The organism is Thiomicrorhabdus aquaedulcis (genome assembly GCF_004001325.1).
Lineage (GTDB): Bacteria > Pseudomonadota > Gammaproteobacteria > Thiomicrospirales > Thiomicrospiraceae > Thiomicrorhabdus > Thiomicrorhabdus aquaedulcis.
Genome location: NZ_AP018722.1, coordinates 2,389,230 through 2,404,141 on the forward strand (window position 1 = coordinate 2,389,230; position 14,912 = coordinate 2,404,141).

At 47.5% G+C, this 14,912-nt stretch carries 14 protein-coding genes; 9 read left to right on the forward strand and 5 right to left on the reverse strand.

Annotated elements, in window-relative coordinates:
• Positions 1–15: 15 nt before the first annotated feature.
• From minC to EP181_RS11000, 4 genes are all read right to left on the reverse strand, one after another.
• Entirely contained in the window at positions 16–783 is a 768-nt protein-coding gene (gene minC, locus EP181_RS10985; protein WP_127471669.1) for a septum site-determining protein MinC, read from the reverse strand.
• A 157-nt stretch (positions 784–940) separates the two neighbouring features.
• On the reverse strand, positions 941–1,315 hold the full coding sequence (locus EP181_RS10990; protein WP_127471670.1) for a hypothetical protein: 375 nt from the start codon (positions 1,313–1,315) through the stop codon (positions 941–943).
• Positions 1,316–1,549: 234 nt separating this feature from the next.
• Positions 1,550–1,903 carry a TIGR03643 family protein gene (locus tag EP181_RS12550; protein ID WP_127471671.1) on the reverse strand — a complete coding sequence of 118 codons (354 nt, stop codon included), beginning with the start codon at positions 1,901–1,903 and terminating at the stop codon, positions 1,550–1,552.
• Between the two features lie 101 nt (positions 1,904–2,004).
• Positions 2,005–2,649, reverse strand: coding sequence for a flavin reductase family protein (locus EP181_RS11000; RefSeq protein WP_127471672.1), 645 nt, complete (start codon positions 2,647–2,649; stop codon positions 2,005–2,007).
• Positions 2,650–2,819: 170 nt separating this feature from the next.
• On the opposite strand from EP181_RS11000, the gene EP181_RS11005 reads away from it, so the two are divergent.
• The 9 genes from EP181_RS11005 (at position 2,820) to EP181_RS11045 (ending at position 11,867) form a co-directional block, all read left to right on the forward strand.
• The gene (locus EP181_RS11005) at positions 2,820–3,326 is read left to right on the forward strand and encodes a hypothetical protein (protein ID WP_127471673.1); all 507 of its coding nucleotides are present in this window, start codon (positions 2,820–2,822) and stop codon (positions 3,324–3,326) included.
• A gap of 19 nt (positions 3,327–3,345) precedes the next feature.
• Entirely contained in the window at positions 3,346–4,227 is an 882-nt protein-coding gene (locus EP181_RS11010) for an SDR family NAD(P)-dependent oxidoreductase (RefSeq protein WP_127471674.1), read from the forward strand.
• A gap of 166 nt (positions 4,228–4,393) precedes the next feature.
• Positions 4,394–6,583 (forward strand): ATP-dependent DNA helicase RecG, encoded by a 2,190-nt coding sequence (gene recG, locus EP181_RS11015; RefSeq protein ID WP_127471675.1) that lies wholly within the window; start codon positions 4,394–4,396, stop codon positions 6,581–6,583.
• Positions 6,576–7,244: a chorismate--pyruvate lyase family protein gene (locus EP181_RS11020; protein WP_127471676.1), complete on the forward strand. Its 669-nt coding sequence runs from the start codon at positions 6,576–6,578 to the stop codon at positions 7,242–7,244. The genes recG and EP181_RS11020 overlap by 8 nt, the downstream gene beginning before the upstream one ends.
• 231 nt (positions 7,245–7,475) lie before the next feature.
• Positions 7,476–8,576 carry an OmpA family protein gene (locus EP181_RS11025; RefSeq protein WP_127471677.1) on the forward strand — a complete coding sequence of 367 codons (1,101 nt, stop codon included), beginning with the start codon at positions 7,476–7,478 and terminating at the stop codon, positions 8,574–8,576.
• Positions 8,507–9,070 (forward strand): hypothetical protein, encoded by a 564-nt coding sequence (locus EP181_RS11030; protein ID WP_127471678.1) that lies wholly within the window; start codon positions 8,507–8,509, stop codon positions 9,068–9,070. Before EP181_RS11025 ends, EP181_RS11030 begins: the two co-directional genes overlap by 70 nt.
• A 12-nt stretch (positions 9,071–9,082) precedes the next feature.
• Positions 9,083–10,579, forward strand: a complete 1,497-nt coding sequence (locus tag EP181_RS11035; protein WP_127471679.1) for a hypothetical protein — start codon at positions 9,083–9,085, stop codon at positions 10,577–10,579.
• Positions 10,572–11,483, forward strand: a complete 912-nt coding sequence (locus EP181_RS11040; protein WP_127471680.1) for a hypothetical protein — start codon at positions 10,572–10,574, stop codon at positions 11,481–11,483. Before EP181_RS11035 ends, EP181_RS11040 begins: the two co-directional genes overlap by 8 nt.
• 87 nt (positions 11,484–11,570) lie before the next feature.
• Complete coding sequence (locus EP181_RS11045) at positions 11,571–11,867, forward strand: DUF1840 domain-containing protein (protein WP_127471681.1); 297 nt, start codon at positions 11,571–11,573, stop codon at positions 11,865–11,867.
• Between the two features lie 136 nt (positions 11,868–12,003).
• Here EP181_RS11045 and EP181_RS11050 read toward each other — a convergent pair whose 3' ends face one another.
• Positions 12,004–14,898 (reverse strand): methyl-accepting chemotaxis protein, encoded by a 2,895-nt coding sequence (locus EP181_RS11050; RefSeq protein ID WP_127471682.1) that lies wholly within the window; start codon positions 14,896–14,898, stop codon positions 12,004–12,006.
• Positions 14,899–14,912 lie beyond the last annotated feature (14 nt).

Here is a 14,912-nt window from a genome sequence, read left to right on the forward strand (position 1 = left end):
GAAATTGTGCTGGGTTTACAGCGCCTGACCTAACAGTTTAAAGTTGAGTTTTTCGCCCGCTAACGAAATCTCGACAAACCCTTGTTTGTGCGCGGGGGCAATGTCTTCGGCCAATTGGTAAAAGCCGGCCACACAGACCAGTTCGGCGTCAACCTTTTGGGCAAAAATACGCGCTTGAGTTTGGCCTTGCGAGCCAGCAAACACTTTGCCGCGAATGGTGCCGTAAACGTGCACACTGCCGTCGGCAATCACTTCGGCGCCGGGATTTACTGCGCCTAAAATAATTAAATCGCGGTCTTTGGCGTAAATTTGCTGCCCTGAGCGCACTGAGGTATGAATCACCATAGCGGTTTTAAGTCCACTGTCTTGGTCAGACACATCTGTGCTAGCGGGGCTTTGGTCTGCGGCGTGATTGGCGACCTGATTGTCCGCCTGATTAGCACTTTCATTTTGTGCCTCTTGCGGCGGTGGGGTTTTGGCTTTGGTTGGACTAAACACCGCTAAACCGGCGTAGTTGGCTTGCTCTTTAATGGCGTCATCGTCGGTGCGAATGCCAATGGGTACCATGCCTTTTTGGCGTAAAAAGTCCATGAGCAACGCCAATAAGGTGGGGTTTAAATTGTCTACTTGCGGTTCAAACACCACGGGTACGCCGTTAAAAAAGTCGGGGGCTTGCGCCACTTTTTGCTCTAACGCTTGTTTAATGTCGTTAATGTCGTTGCTGTAAATTTTTAATACGGTCAGCGATAAAATCGAGCCTTTTAGGTCAATGACTTTGTTCATAGTAAATATTGATACTCAAAAAGTGACCGCCACGCGGATAAGCCGGCAAGTCTACTAAAGGCTTTTAACCCTGTCAAATACCTGTCAAAAAGGCATAAAAAAACCGACCAGGCCTGGTCGGTTTAATTTTTACTCTTTAATTTAAAACGTTAGTACGCTACTTACCTGAGCCAGCGCCGGCACCACCGCCACCGCCCGAGCCTTTGTTGCCCATATTACCCAAACCTGGGTTTTGAGCGCCATTGCCCGATCGATTGTCCATGCGATTGTCTGGACGGTTTTCACTGCGATTTGAATTGCGCTGATCGAGCGGTTGTCCGGCGGCATCGCTGTTTTGACGCTGATTAAGCTCGCGCTCTTGTTGCTGAATGCGTTGCTGAGCTTTAATTTGTTCTTGCTCTTGCGTGTGCGGGCCTGCGTTGTTTTTTTGGTTAAGCTGCAACTGTTGTTGGGTTTGTTGCTGGGTTTGCTGTTGCAGCGATTGGTTTACATTGGTTTCTGCGGCTACGCCGGCCGGTTCTTGCGCCAGCACCGCGCCACTGCACAGAGCGCTAAAAATGGCCGTAACAAAGACTTTTTTGAAAACAAGGGTAAATGCTTCATAGTGAACTCCTTATAATTTATAAAACTCAACGTCGTCATGCGACTGAGTTTGATATTAAATGGGATATTTTCACACGTCAACGACCTTTGCCAGTTTAGGCTTACTATCCAACCCTTTCTTACCATAAATCATTATTTAATCCCGCGGGTATCAAACCAAGTTTTACCGCGGTTTGTTTTGGCTGGGGCACACATGACGCGTTACGTCTTTAGAGCGCAATTGCGCGTGCTTGGTTTTACGCCCACTGACCCGCGCTCGCCAGGCTTTAAACGAGCCAGCTTTAAGCTCACGTCGCATGAGCTTAATAACCTGGCTTTCGGTTAGGTTAAAATTAAGTTTAATAGCTTCAAACGGCGTGCGATCTTCCCACGCCATTTCAATTACCCGAGAGCACGCTTGTTGAGACAGCGCATTTGTAAGTGTCGCGTCCAATAATGGCTTACGCACCGCGATGGGTTGTTTAACCACAAGAGGGCTTTGAGAGCCGATTGTTTGAGAAGATTTAACGGTGTTCATAGCATTGACCAGGCCTGGTTGATTTGAGTTAATTAAGTGTTTGTAAGTGTTTGGTGTTAATTTGTTTGCGTAAACCTAAAGTGCTTTAAACACCGTAGCATTTAGGATTCTAGCGCACACTCACATTGGTGCTTAAGACTGTAATAGTGGTTTGTACCCCCTAACCCCACGCTGTTAAGCGTGTCTAAGCGCACGGCACCTTCAGGGCTAAGCGCATTATCGGCCAACAAAATATGCTCAACTTCGCCCACTATTAAGGTAGTGCCGTTGCGCTCTATGGCAATTTCTTCAATAAAACGTAACCCAAACTTACAGACCGATTGCACCACAAAAGGGGCGTTAAACTGGGGTAAATATTCGGGGGTTAAGCCGCACGCCGCAAACTCCGATACCGTTTGTGGATAACGCTGTGCGGTAGCGTGCGCGGCCGCGACCATAGGCAGGCTGACATGATTAATGGTGTAAACACCGGTGTGAATAATGTTATCGTAAGTATGGCGTTCAACCCATTTTGGCGTAGCGGTTTGCGCCAAAGCCATTACCTGCTTGGGTCTAAGCACAAAACCAATTAACGGTGGATGACTGCCCAAATGCACCACAGAGCTAAAAATGGCCAAATTAGTCTGACCATTGGCATCTTGTGAGCCAATTAAATTGGCGGGTTTTACGCCCGTAATTGAGTTGATTAACGAAATTTTTTGACTAAGCGCTAAACTGTCTAACGTGTCTTTTGAATAATGCAGCATCGCGGTAGTGGCCTTTTATGACGTCAGCGTCGGGATTACTTGTACAAAACTAGACTTTATATATACAATAAATATACAAGCCTGCAAAAGTGTATCACGAAGTGCTGCCATATAAAACTTTATAAGACCTTTGCCATTTGGCTCTACCAGCTAACGTTTGCGAGTTGATGATGAAAAAAACTTTAGTGATTTTTACACTCCCGTTGTTGTGGGCATTAAGCGGTTGCGATGGGTCGCTTGAGTCGGTGTTTAATTTAAGCCATGATGCCAAGCTTGCGCTAAGCCAAGAAACCCTTAAAGCCGACCAGCAAAACATAGCGCACGCGTTAGATGTTTGTTTAAAACAACGTGTAATGTGGGTTGAGTCGTCTACCGATTCGGTTGAAGACGTGGCGCAACGCTTACATCAATCATGTTTGTATCCGTTTATGGCGCTTAGACTGTCTAAATTAGCGTACCAAGACACCCCCGATCTTACGCAACCGCCGGCCAAAGTGCTCGAAGATGAACTGGCCATTTGCGCTTTAATTGTAAAACGTCAACGAATTATGGCGCGCTACCACGATATTCCCCAGGTCAATCCACATCTGCCAAAACAAGAACAAGATCAAGACCTGGAACAGGAACACCCACCAAAACACGCAGACACCAACACGCCACAACGTTTTACGCTTTAAGACAACCAAGGCACGTTTTATGACCCAATCGACCGAATTATCCCCAGCCATTTTGCCCACGCCGCCCGTGTCCATTTTAACGCGCGACCTAACCCTAACAGGTCACCTACCACCACAAGAGCTTAAGCAAGTGTTGGTGGTGGGTGCGAGTGGCGGCATTGGTCAGGCCTTTTGCCAGGCGTTAATAACGCTTAATCCGTCCATAACCCTAATACGCTTTGCACGCACGCTAACGCATTTAGACCAGGCCTGGTCAAACCCAAATTTAAACTCAAATACACGTCCTGCATTTGATTACACCATCGACTTAGCCGACGAAAGCACGTTTGAACCCGCCATCACCGCCTGCAAAAACGATTTGGCCGCACATCAAATTGACTTTAAACCCGACTGGGTTTTAATCGCCACCGGTTGGTTGCACGACCCCACCCATCAACCCGAAAAAACCTACCAGCAGTTAGAAGCACAGACCATGCTGTACAGTTACCAGGTTAATGCAGTGGGCCCGATTTTATGGCTTAAAATGCTACTGCAAGCCCTGCCACTTCGGCGTAACAGTCCTGCGCTTAAAATTGGTGTGCTTTCGGCTCGCGTAGGCAGTATTAGCGACAATCGCTTGGGCGGCTGGCACAGTTATCGCGCCAGCAAGGCGGCGTTAAACATGTTGCTTAAAAATTTGGCCATTGAACTGCAACGTAATCAAAAACCGGTAATTGTGGTGGGTTTGCAACCGGGCACGACTCACACGGCACTGTCTGCGCCATTTCAAAAAGGTTTAACGCCCAATCAAGTGCAAACCCCGGCCTACACCGCGCAACAACTTATAAAGGTAATGCAGGCTTTAGTGCCGCAAGACAGTGGCGAACTGTTTGATTTTTTAGGCTTGCCGTTTGCGCCGTAATGTTACGCCGCAATCTTAAGCCGGAGTGTTATGCCGAAGTAGTACGCGATTGTGTTACACGGCTGTGTTACGTGGCTGTTTTACGCCCTTGTTCTAGATAATGGATTTTTAAACGCTGCGGCACGCGGTTCGTTATAATTTGTTTCTTTGGTTTAATTGGCCATGTATGCTTGCTTTACGCCCCTTAACCGCTCTAAAAGGAGTGGGCCCTAAACAACTTGAAAAGCTCCATAAACTGGGGCTTTTTGTCGTGCAAGACTTGCTGTTTCACTTGCCGTTGCGCTATCAAGACAAAACCCATTTAACCCCCATAGACAACCTGTACGCAGGCGCCGAACTGCTGGTGGAAGGTGAGGTGTTTGCACACACCCTAACGAGTACCAGAGCTGGACGGCGTAACAGTTTGTTGGTTAAATTAATCGCCCCCAGTGGGGCGACGCTTACTTTGCGATTTTTTCATTTTCACCCTGCACAAGCCAAGCAATTTAGCCGTGGCAAAGTGGTTCGCGTGTTTGGCGAGGTGCGTTTAAGCGCCAACGGTTTTGAGATGGTGCACCCCAGCATCGAGTTTATTAACCCCAACGTACCGCCCGCATTAAGCAACACCCTAACGCCGGTTTACCCAACTTGCGAGGGCTTGGGGCAAATAAGTTTGCTTAAATTAATGGTGCAAGCCTTAGCCGAACTTAACCAAAATCCACTGGCCGATTTACTGCCCAACCCCGTGTTGGACACCCTAGAACTACCCAGTTTAAACCACGCCTTGCTCACCTTACACCAACCCCAACCCGAAGACGATTTAAGCTTAATTAAGCAGTTTAAACACCCCGCACAACAACGCTTAATTATTGAAGAACTCATTACCCATCAAGTGGCTTTGCAACAGTTACGCCAACAAGAACAAACCCGCTTTGCGCCGCAACTGCCGGCCAGTCGGCTGTGCAATGCCTTGCTCACTTCGTTGCCTTTTGAACTGACCCAAGCGCAACAACGAGTGTTGCAACAAATTCAGCACGATTTAGCCCAACCGCATCCCATGCAACGCTTAGTGCAAGGTGACGTGGGTTCGGGCAAAACGGTGGTGGCCGCGTTGGCCGCCATTCAGGCCGCCGACGCAGGCTATCAAGTCGCCATTATGGCGCCCACCGAAATTTTGGCCGAACAGCATTTAAACGCCTTTAGCGAATGGCTTAACCCACTGGACATTGAGGTGACCTGGTTAAATGGCCGCATGAAAGCCGCCGAAAAACGCTTTAGGCTGGCACAAATCGAATCGGGCGACGCTAAAGTCGTGATTGGCACGCACGCGCTGTTTCAAGACGCGGTGGAGTTTAATCGCCTAGGATTGGTGGTCATTGACGAACAACACCGTTTTGGAGTGCATCAACGATTGTCATTGCACCAAAAAGGCCATCGCATTGTGCTTGAAGGCGCAGAAGATTTAGAAAATGCCGCCGAGGTACAAGAGCCGCAAGAGGCGCAAGAAGTACCAAAAAACCTTAACTCGTCCAGCGCAACGGCCGGGCAGTTTCACCACCCGCATCAACTCATTATGACCGCCACCCCTATTCCGCGCACCTTGGCCATGACCGCCTACGGCGATTTGGATTTATCGGTGATTGACGAACTGCCGCCGGGGCGCAAGCCTATCGACACCGCCGTATTAAGCAACACCAAACGCACCGAGGTGATGGCGCATTTGGTGGCCAAATGCGCGCAAGGAGTGCAAGCCTATTGGGTGTGTCCGTTGATTGAAGAGTCTGAGCTTTTACACGCGCAAGCCGCCGAAGTCACCGCCAACTACTTTATCGCACACTACCCGCACTTGCGCGTGGGGTTAATTCATGGCCGCTTAAAAGGCGAACAAAAAGCCTTGGTCATGAACGCTTTTAAAGCCCATCAACTCGATTTACTGGTGGCCACCACGGTGATTGAAGTGGGGGTAAATGTGCCCAATGCCAGCCTAATGATTATTGAAAACGCCGAACGCTTGGGCTTGGCACAACTGCACCAACTGCGTGGGCGCGTTGGGCGCGGCGACAAACAGAGCCATTGCGTTTTGCTGTATCAAGCGCCGCTGTCGGCCACCGCCAAAGCGCGCTTAAACATAATGCGTCAAACCAACGACGGCTTTATAATCGCCGAAGAAGACCTGCGTATTCGCGGCCCAGGTGACGTGCTGGGCACGCATCAAACCGGTACATTGCACTTTAGAATCGCCGATTTACGCCGCGACAGCCAATGGGTCGATGCCGCCCTGCACTGGGCCAAATACTTAGTACAAACCCAATCGCCCGCCATTGAAGCATTGCAAGCACGCTGGGTTGGGCAAAAAATAGACTATCAACATGCTTAATGACACAACTTATTTTGCCGCGATTAATCCAACACAGGCCTCGGTTGCGGTGCAATCGTGGCTTAACACGCCCGGTTCGCTCACCGCACGACTGCGTCAACAGTGTGCGCATTTGCAAGTGATTGTATTGGCCGAAGGGTTTACCACCCCCATGCCGTTTGAAATAACGCGTTTAAATTTGGGTTTTAAGGTAGAGCAAACCATTGACCAGGCCTGGGTAAGATGCGTTTTACTGCAATGCCCCAGCGTTAATCACTCTAACCCTAATAATGCACACAACAAACCCGCCCAAAACTGGGTGTACGCTCGCACAGTGATTCCCAACTTTACCCCACAAAACCCTTGGGCAAACTTGCAAACCCTGGGCAATCAACCCTTAGGCGAAATTTTGTTTGAGTACCCCAACATTCAACGCACCCCGTTTACGTTTTTTAACCCACCATTAGACACTTGGCCACACTTAAGCCAAGCCTTAAATCCATGCTTAAGCTCGCAACCAGAACTGCAACAACCAACACAACAACCAACACAACAACCCAAGCAACAACTCACCCAAAAAGCCTACGCGCGCAGCTCTATTTTTACCCAAATAAACGCACCGCAAAACGCTTACCCCCTGCACCTTACCGAAGTGTTTTTACCAGGCCTGGTCAAAGATTAATGACGCTTTTAAAGACCATTGCACGTGCAAAGGTTTCTTTTAAGACGATGTTTTTGTTTGCGTCTTAAACCATCCCTAACCAGCGGTGTTTAGTGTTTGCCATATAGCCTGGCGTGCCCTATCATACCCTTCTTAATTTACGTACTAAATAACAGTACACGCCATGTAATAGCGCCAGATTATTATCGGTTGTGGCGGTTTGCCATTCAAATATAAAAAGAGACTCTAGTCATGCCCATCCCCACGTTTAAACTTAAAGCCTATATTTTACCCATGGCGTTAGCCGTTGCCGGACTGTCTACCACCGCCTGTGCGCCCGTGCAAGACGCTCAACAAAGTTTTAAAGACACCTTTGCCAGTGACGACCCGTGCAGCAACAATGCCCGTAATATTGGTATGGTTGGCGGTGCGTTGCTAGGGGCTATCGTGGCCAATCAACTGGGCGATGGTGCGGGTGCGGCCATAGTCGGCATAGCCGCAGGTGCAGGCATTGGCGCGTTAATTGGGCAAGACATGGACGAGCGACGCTGTGAACTGCATAAAATTTCACAAAAATACCAAATCCCCATTCAAGCACAACCCATTACTTTGGCCGATTCGGGTCTAACCGTTCAAGAACAATCCGAGTTTAAAGACACCGATAACGTCGGTTTAAAAGTTAATTTACAAGACACCGGCAAGCAGTTTTTATCGGGTTCTGCCACCTTAACGCCCCAGGCTAGAGCCTACTTTACCGACATTGCAAAAAGTTACAGTCCCGAATTTACCAACGCCAAAGACAAAAAACAGCATGCTATGGCGTTTCAACGCAAAATTTTAATTATTGGCCACACCGACGACGTGGGTGACAGCAATGCCAATGCGGTGTTGGCCGAAAAACGCGCCAAAGAAGTGGCCAATGTCTTTGCCTCGCAAGGCGTACCCAAAGCCAACTTACATTACCAAGGCGCGGGCGAAACCCAACCCCGTGCCGACAATCGTACCGAAGAAGGCCGTAATAAAAATAGACGCGCCGAAATCATCGATTTACCCAGTCAAAATGCCCTGCACGCCTATTTGGCGCATCGTAAACCCGTGTTAGCCTATTACCGCACCGTTCCGACAGCACCGCAAACCCAAGCCAATCAAACAATGCCCACCACGCAAAAAACCCCTGCCAGTGTTAAAAAGACATCCCTGATACCTCGAGCCTTGCTAAAGCCAACAACACACTTAATGCCGCTGGACGTGGCTGGAATTTTGAAGGTCAGCCAATTAATCAAATGCAAGCCAATGTTAATATTGGCGAGGCCATTCCTAAAAAAGACAATCTGGCATGGATGTCGGTTTTAGGGGTTAACACCGCCCAAGCCAACAGCGATTTAGTGTATGAAAGCAGTTGCGCCAACGATCGTCCTCGCGCCTCTCGTGGCGTAATGTCATTAGAAACTGGCAAAGAACTCACCCTTAAAACCGCCGACTATCTACCCGGCTTAAACGGCACTGTCTGGATGGGCGATGCCGGCCAACACAAAGTAGCCCTTTCGGGCGTGGCGGTCGCGCGTGATGGCAGTGTGCCCACCACCCAACCCAACGTGTTGTTTTACCCCACTAATACCTTAAATGAAAACTCCAAAGCACGGGTTACCACCGTGGCGCAAGCCAATGTCTATCAAGGCAAAGACGGGGTGTTGTATCGTCTGTTTTTAACCGACACCCAATCGCCCGTGCAATGCATGGACATTGTTATGCCCAACGCAGCGCCGTTTAGCGCAAAAACTGGTTACATTATTTACCCCAATGGCACGGATACCTACGCCGCCCCATTTAAACCCAACAAAATTTAAGGAACCCAACCCATGGACATAATGCAATTAATAAAAGAATTTTGGTGGTTAATGATTTTTTCGGTGTTGGCGCTTATTTTCATCCTCAGCGCTTGGGACACCATTCGCTGGAAAGCCATGAACTATTGGTACGGTTTTCCGCTGATGGGCAAGGTGGCGCGTTTATCAAACAACGCCCAGCCCGATAATCATAAAAAAGGCTGGCTAAAATCCGAACGGGCTCTGTGCGCCGATTATCAAAAATACATCGCCATTAAAAGCGAAGCCGAATTTAAACGCTACACCGATTACCTAAATCGCGCGGGCGATACCGGCAGACACACCACTCCAGCGTTAGTATGGCTGTTAATTGTGGGCTTAGTCATTGCCGAGGCCTGGGGGTTTTCGTATGTTTTGGCGGGCTTTACCATTCCAGGCGCCAGCGAACAAGTGCAAAATTTTGCCAGCATTGGTATTGCCTTTGTGCTGTCGGTGTTACTGGTATGGTTTACCCACTTATCGGGCACAGAACTGTATCGCAACAGTGTGGTGGCCGAGGCACGCAGCGCCTGGAACAACGCAGGCCAAGTAGGTACGCTCATGGGTAAAGACGTTACCCTGGCCTACAACGAAGAAGACAATGACCAACCCTTTTATATTCAGCGTTTAAACCGCTTAACCAAGAAAAAAGTGTCGTTTCCCTTCACCATTAGCACCATTGTTTTAGTGGTGATTGTGGCGATTGGTTCAACCTATGTGCGCAGCACCGTGCTTGAAAAACAAATTATTGAAGAGGTTAATGGCACACAAACCAGTTACTTTGGCGTGCCCAGCGAACTTGCAACCGTGGCCGAAACGGCAAACAATCAAGCCCAAGAAGACACCAATACCCTAGAACGAAAAGGTGGCAACACCACGTTTATTATTTTGGCCATTATGTTTGTGTTTATTCAAATTTTAGGGGTCATTTTTGGCCACAAATGGGGCTTTGGCGGCAAACAAAGTAAAGAAGCCTACCGTGGTTTAGGACGCGGACGCTATGCCACATACGACGACATGTTAGAGCATAAAAACCACGTCATCGACGAGGCGCAAGCGCGACTGGAATCGTTGCAACAAAAACTAGAACACAAAAATGCCAACTACGGTGGTGTGGCGATTAAAACCCATAAAACCTTCGAAGACTTTTTATTTGAAAAAGCCGAAGACCGCCATGAAAGCCAACAAAAACATGAAGGCATTGGGGCGCATGCAACTCGCCATGCCACCGCTAGCCTAGCAAGCCAAGCAAGCCAAACCCCAGACAATACGCCGCTAACCGCACCGGCGGTACAAGAGAGCAACGTGACCGACCATGCGGCCGCAGAGGTTAACCTAAACCCAAGTGAACACAACTCGACTGAACTCAACCACGATGACCAAATAGCGCAGCTTAAAGCCGAAATTGAGGCCGCCAATAAACAAAAACAGCAAGCACTCGAAATTGAAGCGCTTAAACGTCAATTAGCCGAGGTCAAACAGCATGATTAAACCGCTTTTAAAACCCACTTTAAAACCTGGTTTAAGACGCTCATTGTTGGGTATTGTTAGCTTAATAAGCGCATTGAGCTTAAGCAGTACCGCCAGTTTAGCCAGCGACGCCAACAGCAACCTGCCGGTAAACTTACCCAGCTGCACCACGCTGGTTAAACTGCCGCAAACCGCGCCACACACGCTGTTAAGCGTAATGATTGACCAAACCACCTTGGTGGACAGCAATTTAATGGCTAAATTTGCAAACATTGCCGACCAAGCACTCAGCCCTAACAGTGAGGTGCGGGTATACACGTTTTCGGCTTTTTCGCAGGGTCAATATTTTACCCAAATGCTCAGTGGGCAGATTGATGGCGCACTGTCGGATGACGAACGCTACACGCTGCCTAAAAAAACCTTAAAAACCTATGATCAATGCCTTGCCCAGCAACAACCTGCCGTGCGCTATCAGTTAAACAAAACCATCCATAACGCCATGACCGGCGCGCGCGCTGACTTGGCTAAATCAGACATTTTAGACAGCTTAAAACAAGCGGCCGACACGCTTAAACAGAGTTCGGCTGGTTCAAAAAACCTGTTAATCTTTTCAGACATGCTCGAAAACTCGGCCATCACTAGCTTTTACGCCCGCAACACAGTGCGCACCATTGACGTGCAAAAGGAGCTTAATCTTATCGAAAAAGCCAACCTATTTGCCGATTTTGGCGGCGCCAATGTTTATATCATGGGAGCCGGATTGGTGTCCGAGGCCGGTCACAGCAAAGGGGTATACCGTGACCCTAAAACCTTGCAAGCTCTTAACCTATTTTGGCAAGAGTGGTTTAAACGCTCTAATGCGCAATTAATAGAGTTTGGTACGCCCGAATTAAAACAAGCCATACAAACAAAAGCCATACAATAAAAATAGAGCCTACAATAAACAGAGAAATACAAACAAGTAACCAGGCCTGGTCAAATTAACTTAATCAAAGATCTCAAAGGAAATACTATGATTCGTTTTAAAACCAAAACCCACGCTGACGTTATGATGCTTGAAAAAGAGGCGCTTAAATTGGTGGCGTTGATGGGTTTGTCGGATACCTTGCCTAACGCCCTAGCGGCGGAAGACGTTAATGCGGCGCTTGAAAAACTTCGTCAAGCTGCCACACGTGATTCGGCCACCATGAACGATGCGTGGAGTGATAAGTCGGTTAGTTTAAATCACCGCGCCCAACCCTTAATTGAGTTGCTGGAAGCGGCAAACACCGCAAAACAGCATGTTATTTGGGAAAAATCTGTTTTTTAAATACGCGGTTTAAAATGCGGCTGTAACATTTAAAACACCAAAAAAACGCCCATAATGGGCGTTTTTGTTTTTATGTCTAAACTATGTTTAAACTATCTTTAACTGTCGTTAAGCTAATAACCCAAACAGGTCAGTCCTAACGCAACGTAGGTTGCAATTTAAAACTGCTAATCGAGTGCTGTAACGCTTGTGCAGAGGCTTGTAGCCCTTCAGTAGCAGCCGTGGTCTCTTCAACCAAGGCGGCGTTCTGTTGAGTCACCCCATCAATTTGAGTAATGGCCTTGTTGACCTCTTCTACACCATGCGCTTGCTCTTGCGAGGCGCGTTCAATTTCATTCACCAAATTACGCATTTTTTGCGTCTCATCGGTAATATGCTCAAGCGAACTGCCCACTTTATCCACTTGCGCAACGCCCACATTAATAGCCTGTGTGGTGGTTTCAATAAGCTGACTAATTTGCTTAGTAGCATCGGCTGATTTTCCGGCTAAATTACGCACTTCCGAGGCCACTACCGCAAACCCACGACCGTGCTCTCCGGCTCTGGCTGCTTCTACCGCAGCATTAAGCGCCAGCAAGTTGGTTTGAAACGCAATCGAATCAATTAAACCGGTGATGTCACGAATTTGGTCGGACGCGGTTTTGATGTTGTTCATTGAGTTTTTGGTGTCCACCATTAACGCATTAGCTTGCGTTAGCATTCCCACTTGAGTGTGGGCAATGGTGGCAGCAGCTTGAGTGTTGGCCAAATTGCTTTGAATTTGCGATGTGGTTTGCTCCATGGCCGCAGACGTTTCTTCTAAAGAAGCCGCTTGCTCTTGAGTACGATTGTTTAAGTTTTGTGTGCCCTCGCCCACGCTTTGCGCGTTGTCATTAACCTCATGGGCTACCTGCTTAATGTCACTTAGGGTGCGTGTTAAGCTGTGCATGCTGTTGTTGATAGCCTGTTTTGCTTGATCTAGCGCAAACTCATAGTGCGCGCTAATGTCTTGACTAAAGTCACCAGCTGCCATGCGCTCGCTGGCTAAAATAACGTCGTTAAACCCAGCTTGTATTAATGAAAGCGAATCGTTAATACTGTTTTGCAAACGCGCGATATCTCCGTTTTGAACGCGCTCAACTCGTTCGTCTAATTTGCCACGTGCGGCAAATTGCATTACTTCATTCACTTCGTTAAACACCGCTGATAATTGACTCATCACCCCCATGCACGTATCAATTATTTTGGCGTATTCGCCCGGTAAAGTATACGTAATTTTGGCATTAAAGTTACCGTCTTCAAAAGCGTGCATGGCTTCTGCAATAGAACCAAACGTGGTTTGCAATACTTCACTGGTTTGGTTAATGCGGCCTTTAAGTAAATTAAAGTCGGCTGCAAATGGCGTTTTGATGCGGTAATCTAAACGACCATCTCGCAACTCTTCCATAGCGGCATTGGCTTCAGCAATAATACATTGCGACAACATGGCTTGTTGATTGTATGCGCGCCCCAATTTACCAATCTCGTCTTTGCTGTAATGACGCACACGAGCAAATAAATCACTGCTTTCAACCGCACACAAAATAGTGGACTGTACTTTACGCAGCGGGTGAATAATCATGCCCCACACCAACAACGCCACCAAAATAATTAAAATCACTACGGTAATCGCTACTTGGTAAAAAGCATCTTCAGCAATAGCAACTTGCGAGGCTACGTAAGCTGCATAAGCATCAATGGGCTCAGTGACAATATGGTAACCCATTATTTCGTTTGCACCATCGTATACCGGCGTGGCCGCATGATAATGCTCTTGAGTGACCAAATAGCCTTGCTTAAACATGGTGTCTAATGGCAGTTGACGCAGCAACTCAATTTGAGTGCCCGAAAGCTCCATTGAAAATTGCTTATCGTTACCCACTACCCATTTTTTGTCGCTCGAGACCGGAATGTTGTTTACATTTTTTTTGCTGAACTCATCGCCTTTTAATGCATATTCGGTCGACATGGCAATTAGGTATTGCTGATTAGTCGCACTAAAATCCACACGTAACGAAGCAACCCCTTGAATAAACTCAACAAAACCCTGGTATTGCCCTTGATACATAATAGGCACAATGGATTTAATGTTAAAACCGGCTGAAGTGAGTGCATTTGTAATTAAAGGCGCTTGTTCTTGTTGCATTTTTTTAACGTAAGGACGATCTGATAAATCGTCTTGCGGTTGTTTGTTTAACGGCAACCAGCTTTTTAAAAACGACTTTCCATTTTCGTTAATGATGTGCAGGTTAATGTTTTTAAGACCTGTATATTGTGCGTAACTTTTACCTGAAGTGCCCAAAACAGTTAATAAATCAGGGACATTTTCTTCGGCAACCAGCGCTTTAAATGAATCGCTAAACGTAATCCCGATGGCGTTAGTAATTCCTAAGTTTGCCTTTTCTTGCATTTTGGCATTCACTATTGCCGTAATATTTTGCGCTCTATTTTCAGCCGACTGAGTTTCGATTTGGGCGATTTCAGCCTTTTCTTTGATAAACGCGCTCAATAAAATAAGCAAAGATACCGCCAATAACGCTCCAAGCGTTTTGGGCAAGAGCGATAAATCTTGCAAACCTATGCGACTGAACCAACGGTGTTTGGTGGCATTTACCCAATCGCCGTTGGTAAAGGCTAACGTGCCTTGGGCAATTTGTTTATAGAGCTTTTCGGCGTCTGCAATTTTAGCGGGGTCTTCAATAATGCGCTTAACCGAGGTATAACCGGTATAAACACCTTGTTCAAATATCGGTTGAATGGCCATATCAGCCCAATAGGTTTGACCATTTTTTTTGATTTCGTGCACCGGAAATTGTACCGGTTGATTTTTGCGCATTTGTTCACTAATAACGGTTTGAATAACAGTAGGCAAATCGGCCGCTCGCAGTTTACTGGTGGGCTGGCCTAATATTTCGGTGCTGTCGTATCCCAGCCAATGCGTGTAATCACGATTGATATATACAATCGTGCCCGAGGCATCAACGTTGGCGGCTAAGCGAATATTTTGATTCATAAAAATCCCGTTAA

Excerpts from the sequence above, each read along its gene's own strand:
- EP181_RS11040 (WP_127471680.1), top strand. The coding sequence starts at position 10,572 with ATGATTAAACCGCTTTTAAAACCCACTTTAAAACCTGGTTTAAGACGC.
- recG (WP_127471675.1), top strand. The coding sequence starts at position 4,394 with ATGCTTGCTTTACGCCCCTTAACCGCTCTAAAAGGAGTGGGCCCTAAA.
- EP181_RS11035 (WP_127471679.1), top strand. The coding sequence starts at position 9,083 with ATGGACATAATGCAATTAATAAAAGAATTTTGGTGGTTAATGATTTTT.
- EP181_RS11020 (WP_127471676.1), top strand. The coding sequence starts at position 6,576 with ATGCTTAATGACACAACTTATTTTGCCGCGATTAATCCAACACAGGCC.
- EP181_RS11005 (WP_127471673.1), top strand. The coding sequence starts at position 2,820 with ATGAAAAAAACTTTAGTGATTTTTACACTCCCGTTGTTGTGGGCATTA.
- EP181_RS11030 (WP_127471678.1), top strand. The coding sequence starts at position 8,507 with ATGCAAGCCAATGTTAATATTGGCGAGGCCATTCCTAAAAAAGACAAT.
- EP181_RS11045 (WP_127471681.1), top strand. The coding sequence starts at position 11,571 with ATGATTCGTTTTAAAACCAAAACCCACGCTGACGTTATGATGCTTGAA.
- EP181_RS11050 (WP_127471682.1), bottom strand. The coding sequence starts at position 14,898 with ATGAATCAAAATATTCGCTTAGCCGCCAACGTTGATGCCTCGGGCACG.
- EP181_RS12550 (WP_127471671.1), bottom strand. The coding sequence starts at position 1,903 with ATGAACACCGTTAAATCTTCTCAAACAATCGGCTCTCAAAGCCCTCTT.
- EP181_RS11000 (WP_127471672.1), bottom strand. The coding sequence starts at position 2,649 with ATGCTGCATTATTCAAAAGACACGTTAGACAGTTTAGCGCTTAGTCAA.
- minC (WP_127471669.1), bottom strand. The coding sequence starts at position 783 with ATGAACAAAGTCATTGACCTAAAAGGCTCGATTTTATCGCTGACCGTA.
- EP181_RS11010 (WP_127471674.1), top strand. The coding sequence starts at position 3,346 with ATGACCCAATCGACCGAATTATCCCCAGCCATTTTGCCCACGCCGCCC.
- EP181_RS11025 (WP_127471677.1), top strand. The coding sequence starts at position 7,476 with ATGCCCATCCCCACGTTTAAACTTAAAGCCTATATTTTACCCATGGCG.